The organism is Frateuria edaphi (assembly GCF_021117405.1).
GTDB lineage: Bacteria > Pseudomonadota > Gammaproteobacteria > Xanthomonadales > Rhodanobacteraceae > Frateuria_A > Frateuria_A edaphi.
On sequence record NZ_CP088251.1, the window covers coordinates 3,260,664 to 3,277,944 of the forward strand.

15 protein-coding genes are annotated in these 17,281 nt (G+C 67.8%); 3 read left to right on the forward strand and 12 right to left on the reverse strand.

Annotated elements, in window-relative coordinates; genetic code table 11:
- Window positions 1-86: 86 nt before the first annotated feature.
- Window positions 87-2,738 (reverse strand): magnesium-translocating P-type ATPase, encoded by a 2,652-nt coding sequence (mgtA, locus tag LQ772_RS15220; RefSeq protein WP_231321967.1) that lies wholly within the window; start codon window positions 2,736-2,738, stop codon window positions 87-89.
- Window positions 2,739-2,877: 139 nt separating this feature from the next.
- Entirely contained in the window at window positions 2,878-3,066 is a 189-nt protein-coding gene (locus LQ772_RS15225) for a hypothetical protein (RefSeq protein ID WP_231321969.1), read from the reverse strand.
- Between the two features lie 343 nt (window positions 3,067-3,409).
- Between LQ772_RS15225 and LQ772_RS15230 the strand changes: the two genes are divergently transcribed.
- Window positions 3,410-5,002: a tetratricopeptide repeat-containing sulfotransferase family protein gene (locus tag LQ772_RS15230; protein ID WP_231321970.1), complete on the forward strand. Its 1,593-nt coding sequence runs from the start codon at window positions 3,410-3,412 to the stop codon at window positions 5,000-5,002.
- A 4-nt stretch (window positions 5,003-5,006) separates the two neighbouring features.
- Here the strand turns inward: LQ772_RS15230 and cyoE are convergent, their stop codons facing one another.
- The 5 genes from cyoE to LQ772_RS15255 are packed head-to-tail and all read right to left on the reverse strand — an operon-like array spanning window position 5,007 to window position 8,939.
- Window positions 5,007-5,954, reverse strand: a complete 948-nt coding sequence (gene cyoE, locus LQ772_RS15235; protein WP_231321972.1) for a heme o synthase — start codon at window positions 5,952-5,954, stop codon at window positions 5,007-5,009.
- Window positions 5,955-5,987: 33 nt separating this feature from the next.
- Window positions 5,988-6,398: an EF-hand domain-containing protein gene (locus LQ772_RS15240; protein ID WP_231321973.1), complete on the reverse strand. Its 411-nt coding sequence runs from the start codon at window positions 6,396-6,398 to the stop codon at window positions 5,988-5,990.
- 17 nt (window positions 6,399-6,415) lie between these two features.
- On the reverse strand, window positions 6,416-7,609 hold the full coding sequence (locus LQ772_RS15245; protein ID WP_231321974.1) for a COX15/CtaA family protein: 1,194 nt from the start codon (window positions 7,607-7,609) through the stop codon (window positions 6,416-6,418).
- A gap of 20 nt (window positions 7,610-7,629) precedes the next feature.
- Window positions 7,630-8,205, reverse strand: coding sequence for a hypothetical protein (locus tag LQ772_RS15250; RefSeq protein ID WP_231321976.1), 576 nt, complete (start codon window positions 8,203-8,205; stop codon window positions 7,630-7,632).
- The gene (locus LQ772_RS15255) at window positions 8,202-8,939 is read right to left on the reverse strand and encodes an SURF1 family protein (RefSeq protein ID WP_231321977.1); all 738 of its coding nucleotides are present in this window, start codon (window positions 8,937-8,939) and stop codon (window positions 8,202-8,204) included. The genes LQ772_RS15250 and LQ772_RS15255 overlap by 4 nt, the downstream gene beginning before the upstream one ends.
- Before the next feature lie 59 nt (window positions 8,940-8,998).
- Between LQ772_RS15255 and LQ772_RS15260 the strand changes: the two genes are divergently transcribed.
- Window positions 8,999-9,214, forward strand: a complete 216-nt coding sequence (locus LQ772_RS15260; protein WP_231321978.1) for a twin transmembrane helix small protein — start codon at window positions 8,999-9,001, stop codon at window positions 9,212-9,214.
- A gap of 179 nt (window positions 9,215-9,393) precedes the next feature.
- On the opposite strand, the gene LQ772_RS15265 is transcribed toward LQ772_RS15260, so the two are convergent.
- The 5 genes from LQ772_RS15265 to LQ772_RS15280 form a co-directional block, all read right to left on the reverse strand.
- Window positions 9,394-10,278: a cytochrome c oxidase subunit 3 gene (locus LQ772_RS15265; RefSeq protein ID WP_231321979.1), complete on the reverse strand. Its 885-nt coding sequence runs from the start codon at window positions 10,276-10,278 to the stop codon at window positions 9,394-9,396.
- A 100-nt stretch (window positions 10,279-10,378) separates the two neighbouring features.
- On the reverse strand, window positions 10,379-10,507 hold the full coding sequence (locus tag LQ772_RS17355; RefSeq protein ID WP_256445231.1) for a hypothetical protein: 129 nt from the start codon (window positions 10,505-10,507) through the stop codon (window positions 10,379-10,381).
- 49 nt (window positions 10,508-10,556) lie between these two features.
- On the reverse strand, window positions 10,557-12,173 hold the full coding sequence (ctaD, locus tag LQ772_RS15270) for a cytochrome c oxidase subunit I (RefSeq protein ID WP_231321980.1): 1,617 nt from the start codon (window positions 12,171-12,173) through the stop codon (window positions 10,557-10,559).
- A gap of 51 nt (window positions 12,174-12,224) precedes the next feature.
- Window positions 12,225-13,187, reverse strand: a complete 963-nt coding sequence (coxB, locus tag LQ772_RS15275) for a cytochrome c oxidase subunit II (RefSeq protein WP_425600805.1) — start codon at window positions 13,185-13,187, stop codon at window positions 12,225-12,227.
- 20 nt (window positions 13,188-13,207) lie between these two features.
- Window positions 13,208-13,648: a DUF2244 domain-containing protein gene (locus LQ772_RS15280; protein WP_231326073.1), complete on the reverse strand. Its 441-nt coding sequence runs from the start codon at window positions 13,646-13,648 to the stop codon at window positions 13,208-13,210.
- A gap of 374 nt (window positions 13,649-14,022) precedes the next feature.
- On the opposite strand from LQ772_RS15280, the gene putA reads away from it, so the two are divergent.
- Window positions 14,023-17,178 carry a bifunctional proline dehydrogenase/L-glutamate gamma-semialdehyde dehydrogenase PutA gene (gene putA / locus LQ772_RS15285; RefSeq protein WP_231326074.1) on the forward strand — a complete coding sequence of 1,052 codons (3,156 nt, stop codon included), beginning with the start codon at window positions 14,023-14,025 and terminating at the stop codon, window positions 17,176-17,178.
- Window positions 17,179-17,281: the final 103 nt, after the last annotated feature.

Consider the following 17,281-nt stretch of genomic DNA (forward strand, 5'->3'; position numbering starts at 1 on the left):
TGGCAAGGATTCCCCCGACAGGTTTTATAGCTGTCGGCCGCTGGTGGCGGTATCGGCAAAATTCGTAGGAAAAATTCCCCGAAGAGTCAGAGCCAGCGGCCGTAGCGCCGCATGTACACGCGCTTCACCAGCTGCGTCAGCACGGCATAGCAAAGCAGCGTCAAGGCCAGCCAACCGAAGTACGCCGGCGGCAACCCGGTCATCCCGAGCTTGGCGCCCAGTCGACTGTAGGGAATGAACAAGCCGATCGCGCCGATGGCCACCGTCAGCGCAAGCACGGGGGCGGCCGCAATGCTCTGCACGAACGGAATCCGCCGCGTGCGGATCATGTGCACGATCAAGGTCTGCGAGAGCAGCCCCTCGACGAACCAGCCGGACTGGAAGAGCGCCTGGTGCGCCACGTCGTTCGCCCCGAACAGGTGCCACAGCAGCCAGAACGTGGTGAGGTCGAAGATCGAGCTGACCGGTCCGATCCACGCCATGAAGCGGCCGATGTCGCTGGCGTCCCACTGGCGCGGGGATTTGAGGTATTCCTCATCCATGCGGTCGAAGGGAATCGCCAGCTGCGAGATGTCGTAGAGCAGGTTCTGCACCAGCAGCTGCAGCGGCAACATCGGCAGGAACGGCAGGAAGGCGCTGGCCACCAGCACGCTGAACACGTTGCCGAAGTTCGAGCTGGCGGTCATCTTGATGTACTTCATGACGTTGCCGAAGGTGATGCGGCCCTCGATCACGCCCTCTTCCAGCACCATCAGGTTTTTTTCAAGCAGGATGATGTCGGCCGACTCCTTGGCGATGTCGGTCGCGCTGTCCACCGAGATGCCCACGTCGGCCTCGCGCAGCGCCGGCGCGTCGTTGATGCCATCGCCGAGGAAGCCGACGGTGTGACCCTGGCGCTGCAGCGACTTGACCACGCGCGCCTTCTGCAGCGGGGACATCTTGGCAAACACGGTGGTGCGCGCCACTAGCGCGTCGAGCGCGGGCTCGTCCAGCGGTTCGATGTCGCGGCCTTGCGCCGAATGTGCCACGTCCAGGCCGACCTCGCGGCAGATCTTGCGCGTGACCGCCTCGTTGTCACCGGTGACCACCTTCACCGCCACGCCGTGGTCGCGCAGCGCCGCGATCGCGGTGGCGGCCGAGTCCTTGGGCGGGTCGAGGAACGCCAGGCACCCGATCGCCGTCAGGCCCGCCTCGTCGGCCAGGCCATAGGCGCGCCCACTCGGGTTTTGCCGCTTGATCGCCACGACCAGTACGCGCAGGCCGTCCTCGTTGAGGCGGCGGGTCATCGCGCGGATCTCCGCACGCTGGGCGTCGTCGAGCGTGGTGTCGATGCCGTCCAGCCGCGCGGCGGTACAGATGGCGAGCATTTCCTCGACCGCGCCCTTGCACACCAGCAAGTGCTGCCCGTCGTCACCGCCGAGCACCACCGACATGCGCCGGCGCTGGAAGTCGAACGGTATCTCGTCGACCAGGCGGAAGCGCGCGGCCATCGGCTCGAGGTTGCGATGGGCCAGCACCGCCTTGTCCATCAGGTTCTTCAGGCCCGTCTGGAAACGGCTGTTGAGATAGCCGTATTCCAGCGCCTCGTCCGACGCTTCGCCGTCCAGGTCCAGATGGCGTTCGAGCACGATCCGGTCGAGCGTCAGCGTGCCGGTCTTGTCGGTACACAGCACGTCCATCGCGCCGAAGTTCTGGATCGCGTTGAGGCGCTTGACCACCACCTTGCGACGGGACATCGCCATCGCGCCCTTGCCCAGGTTCGCGGTGACGATCAGCGGCAGCATCTCGGGCGTGAGGCCGACCGCCACCGACAGCGCGAACAGGAATGCCTGCAGCCAGTCGTGCTTGTCCAGCCCGTTGATGGCGAACACCACCGGCACCATCACCGCCATGAAACGGATCAGGAGCCAGCTGACCGAGCGCACGCCGCGGTCGAAGCTGGTCTGCACGCGCTGCCCGGACAACGTGTGCGCCAGCGAGCCCAGGTAACTGCGCGAACCGGTCGCCACCGCCACGGCGATCGCGGTGCCGCTGACCACGTTGGTGCCCATGTAGCAGACCGTGGGCAGGTCCAGCGGATCTTTGCCGTCGCCCTCGGCCAGGTCCCGCGCCGTGGGCGCCGCCTTTTCCACCGGCAGCGATTCGCCGGTCAGGATCGCCTGGCTGATGAACAGATCCTTGGCCGAGAGCAGGCGCAGGTCGGCCGGCACCATGTCGCCCGCGCCCAGGTGCACGATGTCGCCGACGACCAGTTCGCCGACCGGCACCTCGATGCGCTCGCTGTGACCGTCGGCCGCGCGGCGGGTGACGCTGGCGGTATTGCGCACCATCGCCTTGAGCCGCTCGGCGGCGCGCGAGGAGCGGTATTCCTGGGTGAAGCTGAGCAGCACGCTGATGCCCACCATCACGGCGATGATCAGCGGTCCGGTGAGGTCCTCGCGGTCGGTCGCCAGTTGCACGATGGCCAGCAACACCAGCACCGCGATGAACGGGTTGCGGCAGGCGCGCAGCAGCTGGCGCGACCAGTGCGGCGGCTTCTCGTGCGAGACCTCGTTGGCGCCATCGCGGTGCAGGCGCGCGGCGATGCGTTCGGCATCCAGGCCTGCCGTGCCGGTGTCGAGCCGGGCCAGCAGTTCGTCGTTGCGCAGCCGCGCGTAGTCGACCGCCATCACGCGTGCCGGCGCCGCGCCTCTGCCGGTTGCCCGGGCCGCCGCGCTGTGGAGGGTCTGCCTGATCATCTGTCCGCTTCCGTCTTTCGCCTCGTCGAACGACGCTTGCCTTCGATCAGGCGCGCCGGCTACAGCAGGTCCGGTCGTCTGGACGGCCGGATGGGACGAGGTCCTGGCGGGGGCCAGCCCCTGTGCAACGGATGCAGGCTCACCCGTTCACCGCGCACGGCAGCGGGGCGGGCTGGGTTACCACCACGGGATTGCGCCGTTCGGCCAGGCCCGCGTCGGCCAGCGGCGCGGGAACGGTGATGGCGTAGACCGGCCGCGCCGCGCTATGGCGGCCGACGGCAAGGCGGCGCCACAGGCGCAGCCACGGAAGATCGCGAAGGAGGTCCATGACCCATCTCCTCGTACGGTGCCGACGACACCGCGGGAGTGGGCCGGGCGTTTCCTAGTCCAGGAAAGCGCCGGCCGACCGCAGGCGGTCGCCGCAGGCGTTCAGCTTGTGATGCGACGCCGGCATCCGAAGCACGCGGATGTCGACGTTGCGACTAGGGTAGACGTCCATATGCCTTGGAAGGTCTTGGGGAATGCCGCGGCGCGGCGCGCCGGAAGGCGCGCGCATTCTGGTGTCCACACGCTCGTCTGTCAATGGGCTACAGGCGTCCCTGTCCTTTTTCACATTGGCCGCGGCGCGCGCGATCAGGCATGCTGCGCACCCTTCTCCGCCGGATGGGCCAGTGACGGCAGCGGCTTCCCCTTCGTTCGACCGTCTGCATGAGCAGGCCCGCGCCGCGCTGCGCCAGCACGACTTCGCGGGCCTGCACGTTCTCGCCACGCAGATGCTCAAGCTCGTGCCGGCGAGCACCGAGGCACATTACCTGGCCGGTGTCGGCGCGCTGGAGTTGCGCCAGGTCGGCGTGGCACTGGAACACCTGCACCGCGCGGCGAGCGGCGAGCCCCGGCGGGCCGACTATGCCGTGCAGTTCGCCCGTGCGCTGGTGCGCGCCCATCGCCCGAGCGATGCGCTGCAGGTAGCCCTTGCCGCCAATGCGCTGGCTCCCCGCGATCCGCTCCTGCTCGATGCGCTGGGCACGGTGTTCACGCAATGCCACACGCACGAACGGGCGGCCAGCCTGTATCGCCATGCGGCTGCGCTGGCGCCGGACAACCCGGTGTGCCAGTTCAACCTGGCCATGTCGCTTGTCTATGCCGGCCGCGCGGCGGATGCCGAGCGCGCGCTGGAAGCGTGCCTGGCGCTGGCGCCCAAGTACTGGGTGGCGCACGGCGCGCTGTCGCGGGTGCGGCGCCAGGATGCCGGATGCAACCACATCGAGCGGCTGTCCGCACTGCTGGCCAGCCATGGCGCCGAACCGGCCGCGGCCTACCAGCTCAACATGGCGCTGGGCAAGGAACATGAGGACCTCGGCGATCATGCGCAGGCGTTCGAACACTTCAGCCGCGGCAAACAGGCGGTTCGCGCAAACCTGCGCTACGCGCCGGCACGGGACGCGGCGATGGTCGAATCGCTCATCCACGCTCTCCCCGCGCCGCCGGCTTCCCCGGGCGGTTGCCTGAGCGACGAGCCGATCTTCGTCATGGGCATGCCGCGCAGCGGCACCACGCTGGTGGAGCGGATCATCGCCAGCCACCCGGAAGTGCACGCCGCCGGCGAGCTGGAAAACTTCAGCATCTGGCTACGCCGCCTCGCCGGTGGCACGGCCCCGGTGCCGCTCGATCCCGACGTGGTGGCGCGCGCCACACGGCTGGACTGGAATCGGCTGGGCGAGCTCTACCTGGCCAGTACGCGGCCGGCGACGGCGCTCAAGCCGCGTTTCGTCGACAAGTTCCCGCACAATTTCCTCTATGCCGGCTTCATTGCGCAGGCGTTGCCGAACGCCAGGCTCGTCTGCCTGCGTCGCCACCCGCTGGACACGTGCCTGGGGAATTTCCGCGAGCCGTTCGCCGAGGGTTCGTTCTTCCATGGCTACGCGTTCGACCTGCTCGACATCGGCCGCTACTACGCGCTGTTCGACCGCTTGATGGCGCACTGGCGGCACGTGCTGCCCGGACGCATCCTGGAGGTCGATTACGAATCGCTGGTCGATGCGCCGGAAGCCACCACGCGGCAACTGCTTGCGCACTGCGGCCTGCCGTGGAACGACGCCTGCTTGCACTTCGAGCGCAACCGCGCGGCCAGTTCGACCGCCAGCGCACTGCAGGTGCGCGATCCCATCCACAAGGCCGGGGTGGGCCGCTGGAAGCAGTACGCGACCCAATTGGCCGGCCTGCGCGATCTGCTGCAGGCCAACGGCATCGACTGCGGGGAGTAAGGCCTCAGCGAGCCACGGACGCCAGCGGCGCCAACGTCGGCACCGCCGTGGTGGCGGCCGACTGCAGCACCAGCCCGGGCTGCGAGGGCGGCGCTATCCAGTGGTCGGCCAGCAGGAAGGCGAACAGCGCCATCAGGTACACGATCGAGTACTTGAACACACGCATCGCGAAAAACTCGTCCGGCGGGTTGAGCAGGCGGATCGCGTAGTAGAGGAAGCCGCCGCCGAGTACCAGCGCGCCGCCGAGATATACCGCGCCGCTGAAGCCGGTCAACGCCGGCAGCAGGGTCACCAGCACCAGCAGCACGGTGTAGAACAGCACGTGCCAGCGGGTGTAGGCCACGCCGTGGGTCACCGGCAACATCGGGATCTTTGCGCGCGCGTAGTCCTCACGGCGGAAGATCGCCAGCGCCCAGAAGTGCGGCGGCGTCCACACGAAGATGATCAGGCACAACTGCAGCGCGAAGGCGTGCAGCTGACCGGTGACCGCGGTCCAGCCAAGCACCGGCGGGATCGCGCCGGCCAGGCCGCCGATCACGATGTTCTGCGGCGTGGCGCGCTTCAGGTACGCGGTGTAGACCAGCGCATAGCCGATCAGCCCGCCGAAGGTCAGCCAGGCGGTCAGCGGATTGACCAGCAACGCGAGCACCAGCATCGAGGCGATGCCCAGCAGCACCGCGAACACCAGCACCTGGCGCGGCTTGAGCTGGCCGGTAGCGAGAGGGCGACGCTGGGTACGCGCCATGAGCTTGTCGATGCGCTCGTCGATCAGGTGGTTGAACGCAGCGGCGGATCCGGAGGCCATCCAGATACCCAACGTACCGAACACCAGCGCGCGCCACGGCGGAATGCCCGGCACCGCCAGGAACATGCCGATCACGGCGCAGAACACCAGCAGCGCAACGACGCGCGGCTTGGTCAGTTGGAAGTACTGGGACAGGTGCAGGGTCACGTGGAAACTTCGCGGTGTGGGTGGGCCAGGCGGTCAGGGCGTGCGCTGTGCAAGCTCGTCCGCGGCCGTGTCGGAGTAGTCGGCGAACTCCGAGTAGGACAGCCGGTGGTCGCCGTCCGCGTCGAACTTGTCGAAGCGCGCGCGCAATGCGGGCAGGCTTTTCAGTTCCGAACGCGTCAGGCGCAGGTTCTTGTCCTGGTCCAGGCTGAGAAACAGGTCGGTCAGCTGCTGTGGCGACAAGGTCGGGCGGGCGTCATCGCGGCGCTTGAGCTCCTGCTGGACCGAAACCATGTCCTGGCCGCTGGCGTGTATCTGGCTGCGCCGCTCCACGGCCCCGGTGCTTACGCCCTTTTCCGGCCGTTCCTGCGCCAGCGTGTTGCCCGCCAGCAGGACGGCTCCCGCGCCCAACGCAAAACCAAGCAACCGCGCCGAAGATTTCGCCATGCCCGGACTCCCTGTTATCAATGTGGGTGGGTCGACCCGATGGCCGGGAGCCGCTGCGTCCGCGCCAGCGTAGCCAGCAGGGTGAACAGCAGCAACGCAGCGACACCGTTGTGGAGGGTCGCCACCGGCAAGGGTAGCCCGAAATGTACGTTGCTGATGCCCAGCAGCACCTGTGCCACAAGCACCACGCCGATCGCCGCGCCGGCCAGGCGCAGGCCGCGTTTGGCAGCGCGATGGCCCAGCCACATCAGGTAGACGAACACCACCAGCGCACCGAAGCGGTGCGCGACCTGGATCGCACTGCGCGCGGCCATGTCCAGGATGCCGCCCTCGTAGTTCACGCCAATGCCGCGCCACAGCACGAAGCCTTCCTTGAAATCGGTCGGCGGCATCCATTGGCCCAGGCACTTGGGGAAGGCGTCCGCGCCCGTGCCGCACGCGAGCGCAGCGTAGTTGGACGAGGTCCAGCCACCCAGCGCGATCTGGCAGGCCAGCAGCACGATGCCGAGCACGACCCAGCGGCGCAGCGCCGCGTGGCGCTCATCGGGCGCGCCGACGCCTGCGAAGCGCAGCGCCGCGTAGGCCAGCAACGCGAAAGTGGTGATGCCGCCGAGCAGGTGGCCCATCACTACGATCGGCTTGAGCAACAGGGTGACCGTCCACATGCCCAGCATGGCCTGGAAGATGATCACTGCCAGCGCCAGCACCGCGATCCGCCACGCGCCGGGGCTGCGCAGCCGGGTCGCGGCGGCCAGCGGCAGGGCGATCGCCACCACCGCCAGCAGCGAGGACCAGGCATGCTCGCCGCGCATGTACAGGGTGACGCCGCCGGCGGCGAAGACCGCGCCCAGGATCACTGCAGCACGCGCCCAGCGCGGACGCCAGGCGGCCATCAGCGCCAGCACGAGCACCAGCACGCCCAGCGTGCCGGCAAGGAAGCGGTGGACCTGTTCGCGCCAGGCCTTGTTCGCCTCGTAGGGGCGGTCCGGGAACGCCGCGTCGGCCCGCGCCACCGCCTGTTCGTGGTGCGGCCAGGTCACCTGGCCGTAGCAGGTCGGCCAGTCCGGGCAGGACAGGCCTGCGTTCGACAGGCGTACGAAGGCGCCGAACATCACCACGCCGAAGGCGAATACCGCCGCGCACAGCGCGAGCCAGCGCATGATGCGCCGCGCCCTGGACGACGCCAACGGCGTTTCGCTCGCGGTCCGCATGCGGCCGCCATCCTCACCGTTCATTTGATCACCTTGTGCATGTCGCGAAGCAGGCCGGTGCCGTCGAAGCCCGCGGGGTAGTAAGCCAGTGCCGTGCCGTTGGATTCGACGAGCAGCGCGCTCACGCTGTCGGGCGCCTGCGGGCGAAAGGCGCCGAGCTTGCCTTCTGCATCGCGCCCCAGCGTCCAATAGGCCTTCATGGCCGCAAGCTGGCCCGCGTCGGCCGGTGGCTCACCGACATACAGGAGGCGCAGGCGCTTCTGGTTGCGATTGAGCGTGACCCATGCCTTGGCCATGCCTGTCAGCGTCTCGAAGCAGCGCGCAGCGCAGCCGGGGCCGGCCAGCGCGACCAGGGTCATGCGCGGCTCGGCGGGGTCGCGCCAGGCGTAGTCGCTGGCGTCGGCAAGCGTCACGCGCAGGTGTTCGTCGACGAAGTTGCGCTGCGGTTCGATCGGCTGGCCATAGCCCTTGCCGCTGGGCTGCCAGCCGGTGAAGGTCAGCACGCCGGCGGCAATGATCGGCAGCGCGAAGACCGCCATGATCGCCAGCAGCTTCAGGCGGCTGGCCTTGAGGGTCGGAGGCGCGGGTGTGTTCATGGGTTGTCCGTGCGTCGGGGGCGGCGCTTGCGGTGCAGGACCAGGAAGATCACCACCACCGCGACCGCAAAGCTGAACCACTGGAAGGCGTAGGCCCGATGCCGCTCCGGCGGCATCGAGGAAAAGTCGAAGGCATGCTCGCGCCGGTAAGCCACCGTCGGGTCCGCGTCGAGCGCGAGCACCCGCGGGTACAGCGGCCGACCCAGGTCCTTGGCCACCTGGCCGAGTTCCAGATAGATGGTCGTCTTGGGCCAATGCGCCTGGCCCGCCAGCGCATCCCCGCCCAGTTCCAGGCCCACGCCCGGCGGCGGCAGGTAAAGCCCGTGCAAGGCGACCTCGCCGGCCGGCAACGGCGGCAGCGCCGACACCTGCTCAGGGGTGCCAGGCAGGAAGCCCAGATCCACCAGCAGCAGGCGCGACTGGCCGGGCAGCGCCAGTGGCACGTAGACCTCCGCTCCGCCGCGCGCATCGTGGTGGGGGTTGTCCAACAGATACGCGCGGTCAGCCAGCCAGGTGCCATGTACCGCCACCCGCGGGAACGCGTCAGCCGGCGGCGTGGCCGCGACCTGCCCGAAGGGTACCGGCGGGGCAGTGGCCGCGGCGGCATAACGCCGCACCAGGCTGTCCTTGTAGGCCGCGCGATCCAGTTGCCACACGCCCAGGCGCACGAACAGCGCCGCGGCGGCCACGGTCAGCAGCACGCTCCACCAGGCCGGCCTGCGCCAACGTGTCACGCGGAGGCCTCGTCGGCGGTGGCTATACTGCCGGCTGGGAAGTCGTTCGGACCGCTCACGTGGAAACCATCTACAAAGTCGCGCTGGTGATCATGTTCCTGATCGTGGTGTTCAACCTCGGCCAGGCGCTGTATTACATGATGACCGACAAGGACGGCAGCAAACGCACCGCCTGGGCGCTGACCCGGCGTATCGGCCTGTCGATCGTGCTGATCGCCATGATCATGCTGGGCATCTGGATGGGCTGGCTGCAGCCCCACGGCGTCGGCCGCTAATTGTAGCGGGCCCGGGCCAGCGAAGCCCGCAAGCGCGACATTTAGCGCAAGCCGCACTGGTGCAGGAACCCACGCGTGAGGGTCTTTTACCGGACCGCCAAGAAACATCGCCCACAAGTGAGCTACCACGAAAAAAAAGCCCGCCGATCGGCGGGCTTTCTTGTTGCGCGGCTGTCGTCTCAGAGGATGTAGACGAACATGAACAGGCCAAGCCACACCACGTCCACGAAATGCCAGTACCACGCCACTGCCTCGAAGCCGAAGTGGTGATCGGGGCTGAAGTGGCCCTTGAGCACGCGCAGCCAGATGATCGCCAGCATGATCGTGCCCAGCGTCACGTGCAGGCCGTGGAAGCCGGTCAGCATGAAGAAGGTCGAGCCGTACACGCCGGTGTGCAGCGTGAGGTTGAGCTCCTTGTAGGCCTCCATGTACTCGTGCGCCTGGGCGTACACGAAGGTGGCGCCCAGCAGGACCGTCAGGCCCAGGAACACCAGGATCTTGCCGCGGTGGCCGGCCTTCAGCGCATGGTGCCCGATGGTCACGGTGACGCTGGAGGTGAGCAGGATCAGGGTGTTGAGCAGCGGCAGGCCCCACGGCGCCACCGTCTGGAAATTGCCGCCGATGTTGCCCGGGCCGTTGCCGCCGCCGGCGCCCCAGGCTGCGGCGTAATCGCTCCACAGGAACTGGTGGGTCAGCACGCCATGGCCTTCGCCGCCCAGCCACGGCACGGAGAACATGCGGGTGTAGAACAGCGCGCCGAAGAACGCGGCGAAGAACATCACCTCGGAGAAGATGAACCACATCATGCCCATGCGGAACGAGCGATCCACCTGCGCGTCGTACTTGCCGGACAGCGATTCATGGATCACCGAGCGGAACCAGCCGAAGAACATCAGCAGGATCCCGATGAAACCGATGGCGATGACCGTCTTGCCGAAGCCCGCTTCGCCCGGCGGTGCGTTCAGCCAATGCGCGGCACCGAACACGGTGAGGAACATGACCACCGCGGCCACGATCGGCCAATGACTCTTGGCCGGTACGAAATAAGCTTGCTGCTGACCCATGAGCGACCCCGTGGATATCTCTTCGTTTGCTTCCATCCCCGCCGTGCCGCGCGGGGAACTGCTTGCCGGGCCGCCGAGACGGATCCGGGGAATACCTGTGCTAGCCGATCTTCACCATGCTCAGGATCGAGAGCAGGAACAGCACCACCGCGATCGTTCCGGTGATCCAGAGGGTGCGCCGTACGCCCTTTCGGCGTGCCAGTTCCCCGTCTTCCGTCTGCCCGCTCATCATCCTGGGCCCTTCGGGCGCACCGACCGGGGTCGGCGCAACCGCTGCCTCAATCATCCACGTGACCGTGGGCCAGCTCGTCGTCGTGGATCACCGGCGGCAGCGCGAAGGTGTGGTGCGGAGCCGGCGACGGCACCGTCCACTCCAGGCCACGAGCGCCTTCCCACACGCGGTCGGCGGCCTTCTTCTTGGAGAAGAACGCGCAATGCACGATCACGCCCAGGAAGATCAGCTGCGAGGCGCCGAACAGGAAGCCGCCGATCGAGCTGATCATGTTGAAGTCGGCGAACGCCACGTTGTAGTCCGGGATGCGGCGCGGCATGCCGGCCAGGCCCAGGAAGTGCTGCGGGAAGAACAGCACATTCACGAACACCACCGAGCACCAGAAGTGCACCTTGCCCCAGAACTCGCTGTACATGCGGCCGGTCCACTTGGGCAGCCAGTAGTACGTGGCGGCCATGATGGCGAACGCCGCGCCGGTCACCAGCACGTAGTGGAAGTGCGCCACCACGAAGTAGGTGTCGTGGTACTGGAAGTCGGCCGGGACGAGCGCCAGCATCAGGCCGGAGAAGCCGCCGATCGTGAACAGGATGATGAACGCGATGGCGAACAGCATCGGCGTCTCGAACGTCAGCGAGCCACCCCACATCGTGCTCACCCAATTGAACACCTTGATGCCGGTCGGCACCGAGATGAGCATGGTGGCGTACATGAAGAAGATTTCGGCGCCCAGCGGCAGGCCCACCGCGAACATGTGGTGCGCCCATACGATGAAGGACAGGAACGCGATCGCCGCGATCGCGAACACCATCGCCTTGTACCCGAAGATCGGCTTGCGCGAGAACGTCGGCACGATCTCGGAGATGATCCCGAACGCCGGCAGGATCATGATGTACACCTCGGGGTGACCGAAGAACCAGAACACGTGCTGGTACAGCACCGGATCGCCGCCGCCGGCGGCGTTGAAGAAGCTGGTGCCGAAGTACTTGTCGGTCAGCAGCATGGTCACCGCGCCGGCCAGCACCGGCATCACGGCGATCAGCAGGAACGCCGTGATCAGCCAGCTCCACACGAACACCGGCATCTTCAGGAGATCCATGCCCGGCGCGCGCATGTTGAGGATGGTCGCGATGATGTTTATCGCGCCCATGATCGAGCTGATGCCCATCAGATGGATCGCGAACACCACGTAGGCGACCGAATCGCTCTGCAGCGACAGCGGCGGATACATGGTCCAGCCGCCGGCCGGGCCGCCGCCGGGCATGAACAGCGTGGACAGCATCAGCGCGAAGGCGAACGGCAGGATCCAGAACGAGAGGTTGTTCATGCGCGGCAGCGCCATGTCCGGCGCGCCGACCATCAACGGGATCATCCAGTTACCGAGGCCCACGAAGGCCGGCATGATCGCGCCGAAGATCATCACCAGCGCATGCATGGTGGTCATCTCGTTGAAGAAGTACGGCTGCACCAGCTGCATGCCCGGCTTGAACAGCTCCGCGCGGATCACCATCGCGAAGCTGCCGCCGATGAAGAACATCAGCAGCGAGAAGACCAGGTACAGCGTGCCGATGTCCTTGTGGTTCGTGGACATGAACCAGCGCGTGAAGAAGTTCGACGGTGCGCCGTGGTGCTCGTCGTGGTGATCGTGGGTGGCTGCGTGGGCCATGGCCTTGCACCTCTACCTAATGCGAATGCTTGAAAGCGGAAAAGCGGGCGATCAGCCCTGCTTGCCCGGCGTCTTGGCTGCCGGGGCGGCCGTGGTCGATGCGGATGCCGGGGCGGCGGCGGTCGATGCCGGCGCCGGTGCAGCCGGCGTCGCGGGCGTGGCCGCCGGTGCCTTGCCGGCGGCTTCCTGCTGCGCCAGCCACTGGGCGAACTCGGCCTTGGAGACCGCCTTCACCACGATCGGCATGAAGCCGTGGTCCTGGCCGCAGAGCTCCGCGCACTGGCCGCGGTAGGTGCCCGGCACCTTGATGTTGGTCCAGGCGGCGTTGACGATGCCCGGGATGGCGTCGATCTTCCAGCCCAGCGCCGGCACCCACCAGGAGTGGATCACGTCGCCGGCGGTGATCACGAAGCGCACCTTGGTGTCGACCGGCAGCACCAGCGGCTTGTCGACGTTGAGCAGGTAGGTGTTCTCGTCACCGACCTTGACCGACTTCGGATCCAGGCCCGAATCCAGCTGGCGGGTCTCGTTGCTCTGCTCGTCGAGCTTGGACATGAAGCCGACGCCGTCGATCGCCTTGCCTTGGTAGTCGACGTAGTCGTAGCGCCACTTCCACTGGTAGCCGGTGACCTTGACGGTCATCTGCGAGCCGGTGGTGTCGGCAAAGGAGACCAGGCCGCCGGTGGACATCCAGGCCAGCACGATCAGGATGATCACCGGAATGGTGGTCCACACCACTTCGAGCATGGTGTTGTGCGACCACTTCTCGGCCACCGCGCCGCGCGATTTGCGGAAGCGGAACATGGCGACGAACATCGCGCCGAACACCAGCACGCCGATCACCGTGCACACGCCGAGCGCGACGTTGTTGAGGAAGTAGGCCTCGGGCGACCACTCGCTGACGCCGCGCGTCATGTTGAGCTGGCCCGGCTGGGGGTTGGCCCATACCGCGCTGCTGAACAGCGCACAGGCCGCTGCCGCCCATGCCTTGATCCTGATGCCGCCAGATGTCATGTCTTGCACCTTTGTTGACCCTACCCGCGCTGCCGGCCTTGCATGTCCGCCAGCAGCACCTTGAGTTTTCTCGACAACTCGACGCGTTCCTCTTCGGCGAGGAACGAGCCGATCTCCAGCTCGCGTCCATGCGACCCCAGCAGCAGACGCCCGTGCCCGTTGCCGGGCGCCAGCCGCACGCGCACCCAGTAGGACTGGAAGCACGCGCGGCGCCGCCCGGGCAGCGACCGCACCTCCAGCGACTTTTCGTCGAGGCGGATGCGTTCGCTGCGGTCGCCCGCGCGCCAGGCCTGCCTCAATGCAAAGGCCATCGCGCAGGACTCGATCAGGGCAAACAGCGGAGCAAACACATTCCCCTGCCACGCGCCCAGTCCGGCCGTCGTCAGCGCCAGGGCCGCCAGCACCATGATCAAGCGACGCAGCCCGCGTCGGCTGAGTGCGCGATTGGGCCGAAGCCACATCGTCACGCACGGCAGGCCGGCGCCAGCGGGTCGAAGCACGATCATGGGAATCCGGCGTGCCTGGAACTGCGGAATGATAGGCCGCTGAATGACTGCGAGGCAAGAATGTCGCACCCGGCTGACCTGGATCACGCGACGAGAGACAGGCAGCTAGAGGGGAAAACGGTCATCCGGGGCGCGCATGTGCGCGGCTGCACGCTCGCTAGCGACGTGCATCCCGTTTGCGCGCCACGGCATGGGATCCGCCCAGCGTCTTGCCATAGACGGCCGCGTCCGTCGATGCGCCCGCGCACGGATGCGTGCGCCTGGGTGCCGGGCGTACAATTGCCGGCTTCGCCGCCGCCCCGGGCGGCCACCTGCCGCAGATCCCCCACGTGACGCAATCTATCCTGAGCCCCGAAATCCCCGCGGTCGCCGAGCCTGCGCGCGCCCGCATCACCGCCGCCTGGCTGCGCGACGAGACCGAAGCGGTGCTCGATCTGCTCGACCAGGCCGACCTACCTCCGGAGGAACGCGAAGCGGTGGTCGACCGCGCCGCCGCCCTGGTCACGCGCGTGCGGGCGCGGGCGAAGGATCAGAGCATGGTCGAGGCGTTCATGCGCCAGTACGACCTGTCCAGCGAGGAAGGCGTGCTGCTGATGTGCGTGGCCGAAGCCCTGCTGCGCATCCCCGACCAGAGCACCGCCGACAAGCTGATCCGCGACAAGCTGGGCGACGCCGATTGGCGCAAGCACCTGGGCCAGAGCGAATCGGCGCTGGTCAACGCCTCCACCTGGGGCCTGCTGCTGACCGGCCGGCTGGTCAACCTGGCCCAGACTACCCGCGACGATTTCACCGGCTCGCTGCGCCGGCTGGTCGCGCGACTTGGCGAGCCGGCGATCCGCGCCGCGGTGCGCCAGGCCATGCGCCTGATGGGCCACCAGTTCGTGATGGGCCGCACCATCGACGAGGCGCTGGACCGCGCGAAGAAGAAGGAAAACGCGGCCTACCGCTATTCGTTCGACATGCTGGGCGAAGCCGCGCTGACCGCCGCCGACGCCGAGCGCTACCAGCAGGCCTATCGCGACGCCATCGCCGCGATCGGCCGCCGCGGCCCGCACCCCAACCACACCGACGCACCGTCGATCTCGGTCAAGCTCTCGGCGCTCTACCCTCGCTACGAGTCCGGCCAGCGCGAGCGCGCGCGCAAGGCGCTGGTCGCGCGGCTGCTGGAGCTCTCGCAGCTGTCGATGAAGGCCGGTATCGCGCTCTCGGTCGACGCCGAGGAAGCCGACCGCCTGGAGCTCTCGCTGGACATCATCGGCGAGGTCTTCGCGCACCCGTCTTTGGAAGGCTGGAATGGCCTGGGCATCGTGGTGCAGGCCTACTCCAAGCGCACCCCGTTCGTGATCGACTGGCTGGTCGAGATGGCGCTCGCGCACGGCCGGCGCTGGTACGTGCGCCTGGTCAAGGGCGCCTACTGGGATGCCGAGGTCAAGCGTGCGCAGGAAGGCGGCCTGGCCGGCTATCCGGTGTACACGCGCAAGCCGAACACCGACGTCTCCTACATCGCCTGCGCGCGGCGCCTGTTCAACGCCGGCCCGACGCTGATCTACCCGCAGTTCGCCACGCACAACGCGCACACGATCGCCGCGGTACACCACCTGTCGCAGGGCCGGCCGTTCGAATACCAGCGCCTGCACGGCATGGGTGCGGACCTTTATGCCGAAGTGATCGGCGCGAACGGGCTCGCCGCGCCGTGCCGCGTCTACGCGCCGGTGGGCACGCACGAGGACCTGCTGCCGTACCTGGTGCGCCGTCTGCTCGAAAATGGCGCCAACACCAGCTTCGTCAACCGCGTGGTGGACGAGGACGTGCCGGCGCGCGAACTGGTCGCCGACCCGTGCCTGACGGTCCGCTCGTTCGAGTCGATCCCGCACCCGCGCATCCCGCTGCCGGCCAACCTCTACGGTGAACTACGGAAGAATTCCATGGGCGTGAACTTTGCCAACGACAATGAACTGAAGGCCCTGGCCGACGAGGCCAACGCCCACCAGGGTCCGTGGACCGCAGGTCCGCTGGTGCCCGGCGCCACCAGCCAGGGACCGGCCGTCGAGGTCACCGACCCGACCGACCGCCGCCGCAAGCTCGGCACCTACGTCGCCGCCGACGAGGCTACCGTGCGGCAGGCGCTGGCCAACGCGCACGCCGCGCAGGACCGCTGGAGCAACTTCCCGGTCGCCAACCGCGCGGCCATGCTCGAGTACGCCGCCGAGCAGCTCGAGGCGCGCCGCGGCGAGTTCATCGCCCTGTGCGTGCGCGAGGCGGGCAAGAGCCTGCCCGACGCGATCGCCGAGATCCGCGAGGCGGCCGACTTCCTGCGCTACTACGCGACCATGGCGCGCCGCCTGTTCGGCGAGCCGATCGCCCTGCCTGGCCCCACGGGCGAAACGAACCAGTTGTTCCTCGAAGGCCGCGGCGTGTTCGTCGGCATCAGCCCGTGGAATTTCCCGCTGGCGATCTTCATCGGCCAGGTCAGCGCCGCGCTGGCCGCCGGCAACACAGTGATCGCCAAGCCGGCCGAGCAGACCAGCCTGATCGGCTACGTCGCCACCCAGCTGCTGCACGATGCGGGCATCCCGAAGGACGTGCTGCAGTTCGTCCCCGGCGACGGCCCGACCGTCGGTGCCGCCCTGACCCGCGATCCGCGCGTGGCTGGCGTGGTGTTCACCGGCTCGACCGAAACCGCCTGGGCGATCAACCGCGCGCTGGCCGCGCGCAAGGCGCAGATCGCCATCCTGATCGCCGAAACCGGCGGCCAGAACGCGATGATCGCCGACTCCTCCGCGCTGCCCGAGCAGATCGTCAAGGACGTGATGGCCTCGGCGTTCCAGTCCGCCGGCCAGCGTTGCTCGGCCGCGCGCGTGCTTTACGTGCAGGAGGACATCGCCGACAAGGTGATCACCATGCTCACCGGCGCGATGGCCGAGCTGAAGGTCGGCGACCCTGGCCTGCTCTCCACCGACGTCGGCCCGGTGATCGACGAGGACGCCAAGGCGATCCTGGTCGCCCACGCCGAACGCATGGACAAGGAAGCGAAGAAGATCGCCGAGGCGCCGATGGACCCGGCCGCGACCGCGCACGGCACCTTCTTCGCGCCGCGCGCCTACGAGATCCCGACGCTGTCGATCCTCGATCGCGAGATCTTCGGCCCGGTGCTGCACGTGCTGCGCTGGAAGGCCAGCGAACTGCCGCAGGTGATCGAGAAGATCAACGAGACCGGTTACGGCCTGACCCTGGGCGTGCACAGCCGCATCGACGCGACCATCGACTACATCGCCCGCCACACCCGCGTGGGCAACTGCTACGTCAACCGCAACCAGATCGGTGCGGTGGTCGGCGTGCAGCCCTTCGGCGGCGAAGGCCTGTCCGGCACCGGCCCCAAGGCCGGCGGCCCGCACTACCTGCTGCGCTTCGCCAGCGAACGCACGCTGACCATCAACACCACCGCCGCCGGCGGCAACGCTTCGTTGCTGACCATCGGCGAGTAAGGGAAAGCGCAAAGGTGTAGATCGCTCCCTCTCCCCCGCGGGGAGAGGGAGCAGAACGCTCGCAACAGCGTTTACCGCAACGTCATGCAACCATGTGCCTAAT